12 protein-coding genes and 3 pseudogenes are annotated in these 14,566 nt (G+C 66.9%); 5 read left to right on the top strand and 10 right to left on the bottom strand.

The features are described from left to right. The first annotated feature begins 166 nt into the window (after nt 1-166). On the top strand, nt 167-1,456 hold the full coding sequence (gene clpX, locus AB8735_RS14345; RefSeq protein WP_344024937.1) for an ATP-dependent Clp protease ATP-binding subunit ClpX: 1,290 nt from the start codon (nt 167-169) through the stop codon (nt 1,454-1,456). 43 nt (nt 1,457-1,499) lie between these two features. Here clpX and AB8735_RS14340 read toward each other — a convergent pair whose 3' ends face one another. Beyond that, nucleotides 1,500-2,330 (bottom strand): hypothetical protein, encoded by an 831-nt coding sequence (locus AB8735_RS14340; protein WP_372407679.1) that lies wholly within the window; start codon nt 2,328-2,330, stop codon nt 1,500-1,502. A 65-nt stretch (nt 2,331-2,395) separates the two neighbouring features. Beyond that, the gene (locus AB8735_RS14335; RefSeq protein ID WP_372407677.1) at nt 2,396-2,746 is read right to left on the bottom strand and encodes a DUF6415 family natural product biosynthesis protein; all 351 of its coding nucleotides are present in this window, start codon (nt 2,744-2,746) and stop codon (nt 2,396-2,398) included. 250 nt (nt 2,747-2,996) lie between these two features. Between AB8735_RS14335 and AB8735_RS14330 the strand changes: the two genes are divergently transcribed. Together AB8735_RS14330 and AB8735_RS14325 are read left to right on the top strand one after the other, a co-directional pair. Further along, nucleotides 2,997-4,349, top strand: a complete 1,353-nt coding sequence (locus AB8735_RS14330) for a tetratricopeptide repeat protein (protein ID WP_372407675.1) — start codon at nt 2,997-2,999, stop codon at nt 4,347-4,349. Next, on the top strand, nt 4,346-5,182 hold the full coding sequence (locus AB8735_RS14325; RefSeq protein WP_372407674.1) for a DUF1932 domain-containing protein: 837 nt from the start codon (nt 4,346-4,348) through the stop codon (nt 5,180-5,182). Before AB8735_RS14330 ends, AB8735_RS14325 begins: the two co-directional genes overlap by 4 nt. Before the next feature lie 460 nt (nt 5,183-5,642). On the opposite strand, the pseudogene AB8735_RS14320 reads toward AB8735_RS14325, so the two are convergent. From AB8735_RS14320 to AB8735_RS14305, 4 genes and pseudogenes are all read right to left on the bottom strand, one after another. Further along, nucleotides 5,643-6,423 (bottom strand): annotated as a pseudogene (locus tag AB8735_RS14320) (transposase). Between the two features lie 59 nt (nt 6,424-6,482). Further along, nucleotides 6,483-7,403, bottom strand: a complete 921-nt coding sequence (locus tag AB8735_RS14315; RefSeq protein ID WP_372404936.1) for an IS3 family transposase — start codon at nt 7,401-7,403, stop codon at nt 6,483-6,485. Continuing rightward, a complete protein-coding gene (locus AB8735_RS14310; RefSeq protein WP_372404934.1) occupies nt 7,400-7,708 on the bottom strand; it encodes a transposase in 309 nt (102 codons plus the stop codon). Before AB8735_RS14310 ends, AB8735_RS14315 begins: the two co-directional genes overlap by 4 nt. Before the next feature lie 889 nt (nt 7,709-8,597). Beyond that, nucleotides 8,598-9,076 (bottom strand): annotated as a pseudogene (locus tag AB8735_RS14305) (transposase family protein); the annotation flags it as partial. Between the two features lie 523 nt (nt 9,077-9,599). Here AB8735_RS14305 and ltrA point away from each other — a divergent pair. Further along, the gene (gene ltrA / locus AB8735_RS14300; RefSeq protein ID WP_372407672.1) at nt 9,600-11,066 is read left to right on the top strand and encodes a group II intron reverse transcriptase/maturase; all 1,467 of its coding nucleotides are present in this window, start codon (nt 9,600-9,602) and stop codon (nt 11,064-11,066) included. Between the two features lie 114 nt (nt 11,067-11,180). Here the strand turns inward: ltrA and AB8735_RS14295 are convergent. Next, a pseudogene (locus AB8735_RS14295) lies at nt 11,181-11,439 on the bottom strand (transposase family protein); the annotation flags it as partial. Between AB8735_RS14295 and AB8735_RS14290 the strand changes: the two are divergent. After that, a complete protein-coding gene (locus tag AB8735_RS14290; RefSeq protein ID WP_372411966.1) occupies nt 11,392-11,622 on the top strand; it encodes a hypothetical protein in 231 nt (76 codons plus the stop codon). The pseudogene AB8735_RS14295 and the gene AB8735_RS14290 sit on opposite strands and share 48 nt — an antisense overlap. Before the next feature lie 291 nt (nt 11,623-11,913). On the opposite strand, the gene AB8735_RS14285 is transcribed toward AB8735_RS14290, so the two are convergent. From AB8735_RS14285 to AB8735_RS14275, 3 genes are all read right to left on the bottom strand, one after another. Next, complete coding sequence (locus AB8735_RS14285) at nt 11,914-12,201, bottom strand: hypothetical protein (RefSeq protein WP_372407670.1); 288 nt, start codon at nt 12,199-12,201, stop codon at nt 11,914-11,916. Between the two features lie 312 nt (nt 12,202-12,513). Beyond that, on the bottom strand, nt 12,514-13,464 hold the full coding sequence (locus AB8735_RS14280) for a hypothetical protein (RefSeq protein ID WP_372407668.1): 951 nt from the start codon (nt 13,462-13,464) through the stop codon (nt 12,514-12,516). A gap of 211 nt (nt 13,465-13,675) precedes the next feature. Continuing rightward, nucleotides 13,676-14,407: a hypothetical protein gene (locus tag AB8735_RS14275; protein ID WP_372407667.1), complete on the bottom strand. Its 732-nt coding sequence runs from the start codon at nt 14,405-14,407 to the stop codon at nt 13,676-13,678. Nucleotides 14,408-14,566 lie beyond the last annotated feature (159 nt).

The following is a 14,566-nucleotide window of genomic DNA, read 5'->3' as shown; positions in this document are numbered from 1 at the left end:
CCGGGATCCGGTTCAGGGCCGGCTCCCGGGCACTGTGCCGCCGGTACCCCCCTTGGCCGAGTAGGTGCGAGGGGGGCCCGCACGGGGGGCCCGGCAAGGTACCGTCGATAGGCAAGCACTCGGGTTCGCAGAGCAAGGCGGATCCCAGGCGAAGGGGAAGCACCTCGTGGCACGCATCGGTGACGGCGGCGACCTGCTCAAGTGCTCGTTCTGCGGCAAGAGCCAGAAGCAGGTGAAGAAGCTCATCGCGGGTCCTGGTGTGTACATCTGCGACGAGTGCATCGACCTCTGCAACGAGATCATCGAGGAAGAGCTCGCGGAGACCTCCGAGGTGCGCTGGGACGAACTCCCCAAGCCCCGTGAGATCTACGAGTTCCTCGAGGGGTACGTCGTCGGCCAGGAGGCCGCCAAGAAGGCCCTCTCGGTCGCCGTCTACAACCACTACAAGCGCGTCCAGGCCGGGGACACCGGCGCGCACAACCGGGACGACGGCATCGAGCTGGGCAAGTCCAACATCCTGCTGCTGGGCCCGACGGGCTCCGGCAAGACGCTGCTCGCGCAGACGCTCGCCCGGATGCTCAACGTCCCGTTCGCGATCGCGGACGCGACGGCGCTCACGGAGGCCGGCTACGTCGGCGAGGACGTCGAGAACATCCTGCTGAAGCTGATCCAGGCCGCCGACTACGACGTCAAGAAGGCCGAGACCGGCATCATCTACATCGACGAGATCGACAAGGTCGCCCGAAAGAGCGAAAACCCGTCGATCACCCGCGATGTCTCCGGCGAGGGTGTCCAGCAGGCCCTGCTGAAGATCCTGGAGGGCACGACGGCCTCCGTCCCCCCGCAGGGCGGCCGCAAGCACCCGCACCAGGAATTCATCCAGATCGACACCACGAACGTCCTCTTCATCGTCGGTGGCGCCTTCTCCGGCCTGGAGAAGATCATCGAGTCCCGGGCGGGCGCGAAGGGCATCGGCTTCGGCGCGACGATCCGCTCCAAGCGGGAGATCGAGGCGAGCGACCAGTTCCAGGAGGTCATGCCGGAGGACCTGGTCAAGTTCGGCATGATCCCCGAGTTCATCGGCCGCCTCCCGGTGATTACGAGCGTTCACAACCTGGACCGCGAGGCCCTGCTCCAGATCCTCGTCGAGCCGCGCAACGCGCTCGTCAAGCAGTACCAGCGCCTCTTCGAACTCGACGGCGTGGAGCTGGACTTCGACCGTCCGGCGCTGGAGGCCATCGCCGACCAGGCGATCCTGCGCGGCACGGGGGCGCGCGGCCTGCGCGCCATCATGGAGGAAGTCCTGATGTCGGTGATGTACGAGGTGCCGTCCCGCAAGGACGTCGCCCGCGTCGTCATCACCGCGGACGTCGTGCAGTCCAACGTCAACCCGACCCTGGTGCCGCGCTCGCGCGGCAGCGAGGGGCCGGGGGAGCGGCACGAGAAGAGCGCGTAGGTGACATAAAAGGGCGCCCTCGACGAAGAGGGCGCCCTTTCTGCTATTCGGCCTCGACGGCCCGCCGCAGCGCCGCGGCCATGCTCACCGCGAAGGCGTCCCTCTGCTCCGGAGTCAGCAACTCCAGTGACAGATAGGGATTCAGGTCCTCCAGCTCGACGAGGAGCAGCCCGCCTTCCGGCGTACGGCAGGCGTCCACGCGCTGGATGCCGTGGCCGATGGTGTTCCACGCGATGAACCGGCGGGCGAAGACCAGGTCTTCCTCGGTCGCCTCGTACGGCTCCAGCGCCCAGCGGCGGGCCGGGTCGGGTGCGTGGAGCGCGTACTGGAAGGCGTCGTCGACGAAGTAGAACGACACCTCGTGCAGGAAGTGGATGCGCGGCTGCACGAGCACGTCCCCGTAGGAGAGTTCACCCAGTCGCTCCCGTGGGACGAATTCCAGCCCGATCGAGTCCGCGCCGAGCTTCGGCTTCACGACGTACTCGTCGACGCCGGGGAGGCGGTCGAGGTCCTCGGCGCGGTCGACGGTGGGTATCACCGGATAACCGGCGGCGGTCAGATCGAGCAGGTACTGCTTGCCCGCCATGTCCGCCCGCCCGGTCAGCTGGTTGTAGACCCGCGTCCCGCGCCGCAGCGCCTGCTCGCGGAACGCGTCGTACGCGGCCTGATAGTTGAGCACCGGCCCGCTGTTGCGGACGACGACGAGGTCGAAGCCGTCCATCAGCGCGGCGGCGTTCAGGGGATGGCAGAGGGCGATGTCGAAGCCGTGGGTGCGGAGCCGGGAGGTGAGGAAGATGTCCTCGTCGCAGTACCGCCGTCCCTTGGCCTCGTAGGCGAGGTCGGTGACGTAGAGGACGCGGGGCTTGCGTGACATGAGTGGCTCCTGGTGGTGCTGTGCTGTGGCGCCACGCTACCTGGGGACCCTTGCCTGCGCACGGCCTATTCGTCGAGGCAGTCGGCGAGGAAGCGGGCGTCCCGGGCGAGGACATCGAGGTACGCCTGGGCTGCGCACCGTACGGGGCGCTCGGCGCCGGCGCCGAAGTCGAGGTCGGCGAGGGCGTGATCGATAAGGGCTTCCCAGCGGAGACGGGCGGTGGTGTCGGGCTCCAACTGATCGGCCCGATGCTGTGCTTCGGTGAGCATGGCCTCCAAGTGGGCGCGGAGCGTGCGGGTGAGTTCGGCGATCTCGTACGAGGACGGGCGGACGGGGCGTTCCTGGAGGGCGCGGCGGATGGTGGCGCGGATGGTGACGAGGTCGAGAGGCCGGGTGTCGCCGGTCATGAGGGTCATGAGTGGTGGCGGAGTATCCGGAGTGTGCATGGGCCGTCCCTCGTATCCGGTTCTGTGACGTTGGGTGTGCATGGGGTGATCGATCCGTAGCTTCGTGGAGGTCTCCGGTCATAGCGAGTGGCATGACGTGGTCAGATGCGGCACATGCGGACACAGTCGCGGTCCGATGGTCCGTATGCGGCTGTTTTCCCTGCGCGGTACGGCGGTTGGTGCTTAGCGTGAAGCCATTGGACTCGTTCAGGGGAAGAACATGGGCCAGCCGCAGCAGCTCCGCTTCGTCGTCCTCATCCGGCAGATGGGGCTGTCCTCGTACCCGGATTTCAAGTGCCGGTACGCGAAGACGGCTCAGCGGCTGGGGATCCGGAGCCGTACCCCTTGCGTTGATGAACGGACCTTCCGGCGATGGGTGTCCGGTGGCATGAAGGGTGTGCCGCGCTCCAGGGAGGTGCGCCGGGTCCTGGAGGCGATGTTCTCCGGCTGGACCGTGCAGCAGCTGTTCGCACGAGGGCCGATGGAGGGTAGGCGGATCGAAAGAGGGAAGGATTACAGCGGAACAGCACCTCCGTTCGACTACCGCGTTGGGGACGACATCATGGCGGCTGCCGATGAATCCGCCCGGTTCGCTGCTGTAGCAGAAGGCACCAACGTCGGCCCGCACACCATGGACCAGTTGTTCGCCGACATCGAGCGCATAGTGCGGACCTACCCGAATCGTCCGGTCACAGCTCAGTTCAATGAGATCCGCTACTTGCGCGACCGCACCTTCCGACTCCTCGAGGGGCGGCAGCCTCCCCAGTACACGACCGATCTGTATCTGGCGGCCGGGCTGCTCTGCGGTGTCCTGGCGAATGCCTCGTTCGACCTGGGCCAGTACGCTGCGGCGGAGACCCAGGCCCGTACGGCCTTCCTGTGCGGTGAACTCGCCCGGCACAACGGATTGCGGGCATGGGTGCGCGGGCTCCAAGCCCTCATCGCCTACTGGGCCGGACGCCCCAATGACGCCGTCGCCCTCAGCGATTCCGGACTCGCCCTCACACCCGAACAAGGAACCCCACAGATCCGGTTGGCCAGTATCAAGGCGCGGGCTCTGGGACAGCTCGCCCGGTCGGGCGAGGCGCTCGCGGTCCTTCACCAGGCCGACGCCATGCGCGAGAGCCTGACGGACGAGGGCGAGGTGACGGTCGGCATGATGGCTTTCCCGCTCGGGAAGCAGCTCTACTGCGCCAGCAGCGCTCACTTATGGCTGGGTGGCGATCAGCATCTGGCGGACGCGGAACGGCGAGCACAGGAGGCGGTCAGCTGGTTCAGTCGGCTTCCGGGTCACGAACGACGTCTGGGCGAGGAATCTCTGGCCCGCATAGACCTTGCTCTTGCCCGGCTGGCTCGCGGGGAGTTGGGTGGAGCCGCCGACCAAGTGCACTGGGTCCTAGACTCCCATGCGCGTCGCGGGATCGAGAGCGTGAACAGGCGACTTGGTCAGTTCACCCGGCGTCTCAGCCAGCACCCTGCTGCGAACTCACCTATCGCCGTGGGCCTGAATGAAGCCATTGTCGCCCGCCGCCAGGCATGCTCCCGCGCGCTCCCGTCAGGAGAACCCTCTTGACCACCATCACCCTGCTTCACCCGGGCTCGATGGGCGCGGCTGTGGGTGCCCAAGCTGTTGCCGCAGGGCACCGGGTTCTGTGGGTGCCGGAGGGACGAAGTCAACGGACGTACGAGCGGGCTAAGTTCGCTGGCCTGACATCTGTTCCGGCCTTGGGCGAGGCGCTGGACGTTAGCCCTGTTGCCGTCTCGGTCTGTCCCCCGGCGGCTGCCGGGGACGTTGCGGGCAAGGTGAATAAGTGCGGTTTCACCGGACTATACGTAGAGGCAAATGCGATCAGTCCGCAACGCGTGCAGCGCATGGCGGCAGACATGGCGGCTCACGTCCTCGACGGGGCGATCACCGGTCCGCCACCGCCCGGACCACGGACGACCCGGCTCTACCTTGCTGGCGACCCCGAGGCCGCCGAACAGGTAGGGAAGCTGTTCGCGGGCACCGCAGTCGAAGTGCATTCGGCAGGTGAAACCGTCGGCGCGGCCTCGGCGTTGAAGATGGCGTTCGCCACCTTCCAGAGACCGGCCCGAACCCTCGCCGCCCTGGCCTACGCCCTGGCCGACGCCCATCAGGTGACCGACCTCCTGCTCAACGAAGCCGCGAGGATGCCCTCGGAGATTCTGTCCGACCCGGACTACCTGCCCAGCGTTGCCGCGCGCTCATGGCGCTGGGCACCCGAAATGGGCGAAGTCGCTGAGGCCCTGCGTGCGGCGGAGCTCCCCACGGATCTGGCCGAGGCTACAGCCGCGGTCATGCGGCGGTGGGAGCCGGACAAGGACCGGTTCGACATGCCCCTCGCAGAGGTCCTGTTACACCTGAAAGGCGCGACGGACACATGATCCTGGGTGGCGAAGGCGAAGGAATGTTGAACCGTTGTTTGTTCCCTCGAAGCAGGAGTACGGCCCGCGCACTCGGACGACCGGAGCCCAAGCTGTGATCCGGCTCTGCGACCCGTAGGAGATCTCGTCGTTGCTGGGCATGCTCATCGATATCTGCGCAGACACGTATCCGGAATAGCGCGGCTCGGGTGTAGCCGGCTGCGGGGCGAGGTTCACCTATCGAGTCCTTCCGCCATCAGGCCACTGGCCAGCTGAGGCATGAGGGTTTCACTCTCGTCAGGGCGTACATCGGTGGGACGTTGGTCGGCTTCGGGTATGGCTTCCCAAGCATGCCCGAGTGCTGGTTAGGCTCCGAGCTGATCCGCCGTGTTATCCGAGCCGACTCAGTCGACCGACCGTCTCGTTGGCAACTGCGGGTTGGCCGTCCGGTCGCCCTAAAGCTTGTCTTGTGATGCTGAGATCAGTGGCTGAGGGCGAGGTTGTGCATGTGGGCGACGCCGCTGGTGGCCCACCAGACTCCGTCGCCTTTCAGGCGGCAGTCGCGCAGGATCTTCCAGTTCTTCATGCGGGCGAAGGTGTGCTCGACGCGGGCGCGTATCCGTCGGTGGGAGATGTTGTGCTGTTCCTTCCGGTCGGGCAGCCGGTCCTGTCCAGCCTGGCGGCGGTGGGGCATCAGGACTCCGGTGCCCTGGTAGCCGCCGTCTGCGAGGACGGTCGCGTTGCCGCAGGCATCCTTGATCCCGGACTCGGCGGAAGCGGTGCAGTCGTTAAGGTTGCCCGGCAGCGGCCGGCCGACGGCCAGTACCACCCGGGTGTTCGCCTTGATGCAGGACTTGGAGGTTCGCCGAGTAACGGTAGTTCTTCGATGAGGCCGATACCGTCCGGTCCCTCGTGGGCACCAGTGTGCCGTCCACGATGAGGACGTGGTGCCGTCCGGGCTTGCGCTTGCCCGGGGCCAGGGCCAGCAGGGGCCCGTGCCGGCCGATGATCCGGCCGACGGCCGCGGGGGAGTTCCCGAAGAGCGGGGCGAGTTGGCGCATGGTGAGGTTCGTGCGGCAGCACATCGGCACGAGCAGCACCCGGTCCTCCAGGGGCAGTGCCCATGGGCGGCCCGGCCGGTCCGGGTCCAGAGCCCGACCCCCGTTGCGGTGGACAGCCCGCATCAGATGCTGGAACTGACGCGGGCGGAGCCCAGTGAACTCCTCTATGAGCTCGCGGCGTTGAGCCGTGACGACCTGCACGACCAGCTCAACCCCGCACCCGACCACGTGAGGTTCCCCCGCTGCGTGAGAGTTGCTGATCAGCAGGTCGGGACGGGTTGATGGGTGTTCAGGTTCGCTGGTTCGGCCGTCGCCTGGTCGGTGTAGTGCTTCTCCTCGAACTCGATCGGGCTGAGGTAGCCGAGCCGTTCTTGGATGCGGCGGGGGTTATAGAAACCGTCGATGTACTCGAAGAGCGCGAGGTTCGCCTCGGCACGTGTGGCGAAGGTGCGGCCGCGCAGGCCCTCGGTCTTGATCAGCATCCACAGATTTTCCGCGAGGGCGTTATCGTACGAGTCCCCCACGGACCCCATGGACGCCTCAATTCCCGCCCGCACCAACCGGGTCGTGAGCTTGATGGACGTGTATTGACAGCCGTGATCGGCGTGGTGAATGAGCTTGCCCGGCTCGACCTCGCGGGACGAGAGGGCGTACTCGAGGGTGGTCAGCACCAGGTCCGCATCGGCGCGGGCGGAGGTCTCCCAGGCGACCACCCGGCGGGAGAACGCGTCGCGGATCGCCGAGAGCCACAGCGGCCCCTCGCCGGTCGGAACCATTGTGAGGTCGGTGACCCACAGCCGGTTCGGCGCGGGTGCGGTGAAGTCCCGGTTGACCAGGTCCGGGGCCAAGGTGGCCTTCGGGTCCCGGCGCGTGAAGCCGCTCTTGCGGCGTGGGCTCACGCCCGCAAGACCGTCCTCGCGCATCAGCCGTTCGACCCGCTTGCGGCCCACGCGGACGCCCTCCCGTTTGAGGACGGCGTGCACCCGCGGCGAGCCGTAGATCCCGCCGGAGTCGGCGTGGATCGTGCGGATCTGCTCGGTCAGCTCGACGTCCCGGCGGCGCCGTTCGCACGGCTCCTTCTCCGCGCGGCGCCAGCGGTAGTAAGTGGCGGAAGGGATGTGGAGCTCCCGGAGTACGCACTCGACCCCCAGGCGGGGATGCTCGTCAACGAGCGCCGTCACCTGGGCCGGGTCGGGTCGAGTTGCGCCGCGAAAAACGCCGAGGCCGTCCGCAGCACGTCGTTGGCCCGCTTGAGCTGGGCGTTCTCCTTGCGCAGGGCCGTGAGCTCGGCCCGCTCGTCGGTGGTGAGCCGGTCGTCGCGCTCGCCGGCATCGGCCTCGGCCTGGCGGATCCAGCCGCGCAGGGCCTCCGGATGCACGCCGAGGTCGACGGCCAGTTTCTTGATCTGCGGCCTCGGGTCGGAGGTGCGGTACATCCGCACCGCACGCTCACGCAACTCCAGCGGATATCTTCTCGGGGCAGCCATGGTCGAAGGTCCTCTCATGAGTCCCATCTGACCCTCTGTCAACTGACTCCGCATCTCGGGGGAAGCTCACACGAGTTACGAGACAGGTTTTAGCAGGAGTCAAGTCGGTATTTGTTGTGCTCCCAATTTCTCAGCTATCACGATTGCAGCTGTGTTGCGTCCGACCAGGGAAGCCCAGTTTCTATTTTCTTGCCGGTTGTGTTGACGTTCGAAACGTGGGCCGTTCTGATTGTCAATAGCTACAAGCGTCGACGACGTCTTTCGGGCGGACTCCAAGGTCTTTCAGAGACCCCAAGCACCTTAGGTACCCTACGGGGATGCCGTTGGCGTCGTCACCCTTTAGAAGTTCTTGGCAGGCCCGGGAAACCTTAGGGCCCACTGTGTAGCCGCGGGACTTAAGGATAGTGCGGCACTTGTAGGGGGAGTCAGCGTCTGCTGCTTGAGCTGAAGTGGTTGTCGTGAGTTGCAGAGTGCCGGCAGCGAGCACTATGCCTGCGACTGCCATTGCTCGTCGAGTTACCCTGCGCATGGAGCGGTTGTCCTCCCATTGAGTGTCCCGTCAGCTCCCGAGGCGGGTAGGACAGAACCTTGATCAACTTCCTGGGGATGGTACCAAAGTGTTGGCCAGTGGTTGCTGAGAGTGTTGTCCGGCTCGGTGGGCGGCAGAAGAGGTGATGGGTGACTGTGACGGAGCGGGGCCTGGGCGTGATGACTGGGATCCGATCGGGACGGACTGCGGGCTGTTCCCTGCTCCCTACGCGGCCCTTCTCGCGGAGGCTTCGCGACCTGGCCGAAGGAGGCGGTGTTACCGCTCATCGCGTTCCCCGGCTCCGCGAGCGTCATGACGGCTGCCGTGCTGTGGTCGGCCAAGGCACACACCGAACGTCTTTCATCCTGAATGCTCGCAGGTCAGGAGGGTGTGGACGGCTTGGACGATGCGGCTGATGAGGTTGGTGGAGCATCGTGCCTGACGGAGGACGCGCCAGGAGTTCAGCCGGGCGAAGGCGTGTTCGCCCGGCGCTCGGAGGTGGGCATGGACGCGGTTGAACCGCTGGTGGTGGTCGGGGAGTTCGCGGTGTCCGTAGCAGGGGGTGCGGGCGGTGGCGCCGACACCCTGGTATGCGCGGTCGGCCAGGACCAGGATTTCTCTGGTGAGGCAGGCCTGGACGATGTCGTGGGCCCAGGTGGCGGTCAGATCATGCGTGTGCGTGGGCAGCGTGCGGGAGAACCACAGCGGTGTGCCACCGGGCGGGCGACGACCTGGATGTTCGTGTCGTGTTTCTTGTGCTTCTGGCTGTGTGCGCCGTGAGGTGCTCGTTGTTCGAGTGGAGGTGAAAGACCACCACCATCGCCCTGTCGCAGCAGGGTGGTTGAAGCTGGGGGCAGCCTGAGCCGGGAGGTGCCGGGGAGGGTGGCAAGCGGCCCCGACGAAGCCGGGACGTGTCGGTACTGCCAGATGGTGCGGGTCCGGCAAGCGAGACGGAGAGGAGTACGCGAGGAACCGGCGTTTACGCCTCCTTAAGGCACGCCAGCTCGAACCTGGTGGATCTGGGCTGGATGCGGTACGTCCCCGCCGACTACTTGCTCGGTGGGGAACTCGTCGCACGGCTTATTGCCGTCGTGTGGGGAGGCCACGGTGAAGTGCTGCGGGGTAGCCGTGGCGAGGCCGCGGGGGCATAGCCGGGCTCCTCCTTCGTCAATCGACAGCGAGTGAACACGGGAACCGTCCCGGTCCTGCCCTGACATCGCGCGCCCGGCGCGGGTTCGGGGCTGGGCCCACCGTCGGCCGAGCGGTCCGGGACGGGGCGGAGCCGCCGTAGTACTCGGAGCCGGGGAGAGCCCGGCACATGGGGAAGGGCGGCAGCGGTATCGCGAAGGGAAGGAGGATGCAATGCCGAAAGACGCGCTGCTGAACAGCAGTGCTCCGCTGGAAGCCCAAGTAGGGCCCCGCCAGCGGGTATCGGGGATGCAGGCCAAGCTTCACCGTTGGGCGGCGGCCGATCCCGGCTGCAGGTTCGACGACCTGTTCAACCTCGTGAGCGACCCGGCGACATTGCTTGTCGCATTCGAACGGGTCGCGGGCAACCAGGGGGCCCGAACTCCGGGCGTCGACGGTCTCACAGCCGTCAACGTCGAGCGGGAACTCGGCCTCCCGGGCTACCTGGACGACTTGCGCCATGCCCTCAAGACGGGTGAATTCCGCCCGCTGCCGGTGCGGGAGCGCAAGATCCCGAAACCCGGCGGGAGCGGGAAGTTGCGCAAACTCGGCATCCCAACCATTTCCGACCGGGTGGTCCAGGCGGCGCTCAAGCTGGTGCTGGAGCCGATCTTCGAGGCCGACTTCGAGCCGGTCTCCTACGGCTTCAGGCCGATGCGGAGAGCACACGACGCCATCGCCGAGATCCACTATTACGGCACCCACGGCTACAGATGGGTGCTGGATGCGGATATCGAGGCGTGTTTTGACTCCATCGACCACACGGCCCTCATGGACCGGGTGCGGCAGCGAGTCAAGGACAAGCGCGTGTTGCGACTGGTCAAGGCGTTCCTCAAGGCTGGCGTCCTCACCGAGGCCGGCGACCGCGCGGAGACCCTGACCGGCACCCCGCAAGGCGGCATCCTCTCCCCGCTGCTGGCGAACATCGCCCTGTCGGCGCTCGACGAGCACCTGATGGAGCCATGGAAGCCAGGCGGGTCGATGTCCACCAGAGGCAGGCGGGCGCATCGCCGCCGGTACGGCCGACCGAACTGGCGCATCGTCCGCTACGCGGACGATTTCGTCGTTCTGATCGACGGCGGACGCGACGACACGGTCCAACTGCGCGAGGCAATCACCGACGCACTGCTCCCTCTGGGGCTGCGGCTCTCACCGGCCAAGACCCAGGTCGTGCACATGTCGGACGGGTTCGACTTCCTGGGGTTCCGTATCCAGTGGCGCCGCAAGCGAGGTTCGAACCAGTGGTACGTCTACACCTTCATCGCCGACCGGCCTGTCCGGCAGCTGAGGGACAAGATCCGTGCCCTGACGAACAGGACGTCGCAGCAGGTCCCCAGGGACGTACTGATCAGGCTCAACCAGATCATGCGCGGCTGGGTCAGCTACTTCAAGCACGCAGTATGCAAGACCACGTTGAAGGCCCTGGACCACTTCGTGTGGCGACGGGTGGCCAGCTGGTGGAGGGTGCTGCACCGCTGGAGGTGGAAGGACCTCCGCCGACGCTTCACCGACCACAACGGCCGGTGGAGACCACTGTCGGTGGACGGGATCGAGCTGTTCCCCATGGTCTCGGTCGCAGTCACCCGCTACCGCTACCGGGGCAACACGATCCCCAGCCCCTGGCCCCTCAACCACGCCTGACGGCAGAGACCGTGGAGAGCCCGGTGCGGTGAGAGCCGCACGCCGGGTTCGGCGAGCGGCACGGAGAAACGGACCGGTGGCAACACCAGCACTGCGCTCCGTGCCGACTCAACAGTACGGTTCGTCCGCGGCGATCCGGTCGGTCGGGATCAGTGTCCCGTCAACGATGGCGAAGCCGCTCTCACCCAGGCCCACCAGCGCCTCGCGGAGACCGGGTGCCCAAGGCCGCGAGGATCCCGAGGGTCTCGTCGACGTACCGCCAGGTGGTGGACTCCGAGGCACCGAAACCAGCCCCGACCTGCGCGAACGTCTCGTTCTTCCGTAGATGCGCTGGCACCAGCAGGGCCTGCTTGAAACAACCCAGCCTCCGCCACGGCGACTTCAGCTCACGCCGACCCTGGAGCAGGCGCTGGCTGTCTCGGAGGAGCAGCGCCGCCTGCTGGTGGACGACACCCTGATCCCGACCTGGCGCTGCGCCGGACTGGCCATCGAGGCGAACCGGGGCCCGCTGTACAGCAGCAAGCACCGGGACCACGGCGTGAAGTGCAGGGCCTGACCACTCCCGAAGGCGAGTTGGTCTGTCTGGGTGCGGCACGCGTCGGGTTCACGCACGACCTGACCGGCGCCCGGACCGACGGTATTGTCAACGCGGCGGCAGATGTGAAGATCACCGCGGACAGCGGCTACCGGGGCGCTGGCGGAACCGTCCGTGCCCCGATCAAGCACCCTACGGGCAAGGGCCCGGTCGCTCGTTCTCGAACAAACCCTGTTGCTGTGCTTCGTTGCCAGGCTGATGAGTGATTGCAGGTAGCCAGGTTGCTTGGCCGGAGCGAAAGGTGCTGCTGAATTATTTCTGGCAGGCAGCAGTTGCCACGTTGTTCTTGACTCCGATAATGACCAACTGTGATGAGCAAACCATGCGGGCTGCGTCTCCCGCCGGGTCCATCATGCCTCCGCCCTTGGCAAGGTTGCATGCGGCCTTGGCCTTCGGCCCCACCTTGTAGCCCTTGGCGGCAAGATAGGACGTGCACCCGGCGGGGCTGGCCTGTGCTGAGGTGGTTGTGGCGAACTGAAGTGTTCCGGCTGCCAGTACCGTGCCAGCAATTATTGCTGCTCGCTGTATGGTCTTGCGCACGAGGCGTTCCTCTCCGTTGCTGGTCACGTGATATCGCCCCGACTGGAGAGCGAGCGACCTTGATCAACTTTAGAGGTAGCTTACCTCAGCGTCCGGTCGATGATCCGATGCTCATCCGCCATCCGCATTGGCCGAGTTGAGGAGCAGCGGCTACTTCATTGAGTTCGGCGCGGCTCTCGTTGCGCGGCTTTGTTGTGAGCCTCGCGGGCCGGTCGACGTTGGCGCTGCCTTTCTCTTGCCGGGCCCACCCGATGGGTGCAGGTGCTGCGTCAGGGGTTGTACGGGCCCGGCTGATGGGTGTTCACGACTGGGTTACTTGACCTCTACGCGAGAGTCGTGGCGGACCTTGGCGGCGAGGGCGGCAGCGTCGTCGATGGACATGCCCTGACCGCCGCTCGACATCGACGCCAAGTCCATGGGGACGACGTTGCCGACGGTGCTGTGGTCGCCCCAGATGCAGACCGTGAAGTTCATGGACTTCGGGCCCATGGGGGAGGCCGTCTTCGGAGTGCTCTTCATCTTCTGGCACTTCATCACGGCGTTGTCGAGCCCTTCAGGGGTGACCTTCTGGGGGTCGCCCTCGAACTCGACGGTGGCGGTGCTGGTGCCGGAATCCGCCTTCTTCTTCGCGTCGTCCTTGGCGTCCGCGAACCATGCGTCCACGACTGCCTCGGGGTCCTTGATCTCACCGTAAACGCCGGTGAGGTAGAGCGACTTGGCGGTCAGTCCCGTACCGGACCGGTACTGGGCGGAGAGGGTCTCCGGGTTGGTGACATGTGACTTGATGTCGTTGAGGCTCGAGTTGTTCGGGCCCGGGCCGGTGGCCGAGGAAGCCTTCGTGTACTCGCCCGCCACCGTCTCCGGAGCCGTCAGCTTGTACTTCTTGCCGTCGCTGGCGACCGTGGTGCCGCCACCGCCACCCCCGTCCTTCTTCATGAAGACCACGGCGCCGCCCACGATCGCGCCCACCAGCACCAGCGCGCCCAGCACGATCGCGACGGTCTTGCCCGCGCCGCCCTTCTGCGGCGGGACCGGCGGCGGGTACGGGCCGGGCATGCCGGGCTGCTGGCCGTACGGGTTCGGCTGCGGGGGCTGGCCGTAGGGGGCCTGCGGGGGAGCGCCGTACGGGCCGGGCTGGGCCGGGGGCGGGGGGTAGCCGTAGCCGGGGGCACCCGGGGCGCCGCCCTGGGCGTAGGGGTTGGGGGCGCCGCCCTGCGGCTGCTGGGGCGGCTGGCCGTACGGACCCGGCTGGGGGTAACTCATGGTGTCTCTCTCGGTGTGGGGGGACGGGCGGCGTTCCGCGTCATCCTCGCCGATGGCTTATCCCGGCTTTACCTCGGGCGCGCAACGGTTTCGGAACAGTGGTGAAAGGGAGGGCGGCAGGCGTCAGTTGACGGCGCGTGCCGGTACGTACGGCCCGTACGGCGTGCTGAAGCGCACTGTGCATCCCCCCGTTCGCCCGCTGCCGCGGACGCTACTTTTCCTGACGAACTTCGCCCCGCACCTTAGCCGTCGCCTCCGACAGCTCCTTCGCCGACATCGCCTTGCCCTTGGCTCCCGGCTCGTTGCGCGCCGACGAGGGCAGGCCCTCGTACTTCGTCACCGTGTGCTGGACGATCCCGACCGCGCTGCCGTCCACCCAGACGCACTGGGCGAGTTCGTGGGCGAACGAGGCGGGGCCGGTCTTCCCCGTGGTCCTGGACGCGGTGCAGCGCATCGAGGTGCCGTCGAAGCCGGAGGGGCGGAACTCCGTCCAGGGGGTGAGTGTTTCCGACTTCATCCCGGGAAAGGTGGAGTCGTGCTGGTTCATTCCCTTGTCGGCCATGGCGAGCATGGCGTCGAGGGTCTTGCGGGGGTCGTCGATCCGGCCGTAGACGCCCATGACGTTCAGTTCCTGCTTGTCGGCGTTGGCGTAGCGGCCCATGGCGCCCTTGGCGTCGGTGATGCCCAGCTTCTTGCTGGTGGCGTCCTTGGTGAGGTCCTCCGTCCCGCCCTCGTCGCCGTCCTTCTTGAAGGAGCCGTCGAGCACTGTGGCCGGGAGGGACACCGTGTACGGCTTCGGGCCGTCGCCGCCCCGGGACGACTGGTACCAGAGCAGGCCGCCCGTGAGCGCTCCCGCCGCCGCCAGGGCTCCGGCGGCCAGGGCCATGACCTTCCCCTTCTTGCGAGGGCCGGTCGTCGTGTCGGGCTGGGAGGTCGTGCTCATCGGTATATGCGGCTTTCCGGGTTTCTCGTGATCATTTACGCCACACGGGGCCTGTGGGGCATTCCGGCCATCCTTCCCGACGGTCCGGCCGGGCCCGGCCCCGGGTGCGCCCGGAGGAAACGGGTTCGTGGCGCACCGCCCCCGCCCCGTAGAATCCGG

The sequence above is a fragment of the Streptomyces luteireticuli genome (genome assembly GCF_041519305.1).
Lineage (GTDB): Bacteria > Actinomycetota > Actinomycetes > Streptomycetales > Streptomycetaceae > Streptomyces > Streptomyces luteireticuli.
The sequence above is the reverse complement of the archived record's forward strand: the minus strand, read 5'-3'. Positions and strand labels throughout refer to the sequence as shown.

Excerpts from the sequence above, each read along its gene's own strand:
- AB8735_RS14275 (WP_372407667.1), bottom strand. The coding sequence starts at position 14,407 with ATGAGCACGACCTCCCAGCCCGACACGACGACCGGCCCTCGCAAGAAG.
- AB8735_RS14310 (WP_372404934.1), bottom strand. The coding sequence starts at position 7,708 with ATGGCTGCCCCGAGAAGATATCCGCTGGAGTTGCGTGAGCGTGCGGTG.
- AB8735_RS14280 (WP_372407668.1), bottom strand. The coding sequence starts at position 13,464 with ATGAGTTACCCCCAGCCGGGTCCGTACGGCCAGCCGCCCCAGCAGCCG.
- AB8735_RS14290 (WP_372411966.1), top strand. The coding sequence starts at position 11,392 with ATGCGCTGGCACCAGCAGGGCCTGCTTGAAACAACCCAGCCTCCGCCA.
- AB8735_RS14330 (WP_372407675.1), top strand. The coding sequence starts at position 2,997 with ATGGGCCAGCCGCAGCAGCTCCGCTTCGTCGTCCTCATCCGGCAGATG.
- AB8735_RS14335 (WP_372407677.1), bottom strand. The coding sequence starts at position 2,746 with ATGACCCTCATGACCGGCGACACCCGGCCTCTCGACCTCGTCACCATC.
- ltrA (WP_372407672.1), top strand. The coding sequence starts at position 9,600 with ATGCCGAAAGACGCGCTGCTGAACAGCAGTGCTCCGCTGGAAGCCCAA.
- AB8735_RS14340 (WP_372407679.1), bottom strand. The coding sequence starts at position 2,330 with ATGTCACGCAAGCCCCGCGTCCTCTACGTCACCGACCTCGCCTACGAG.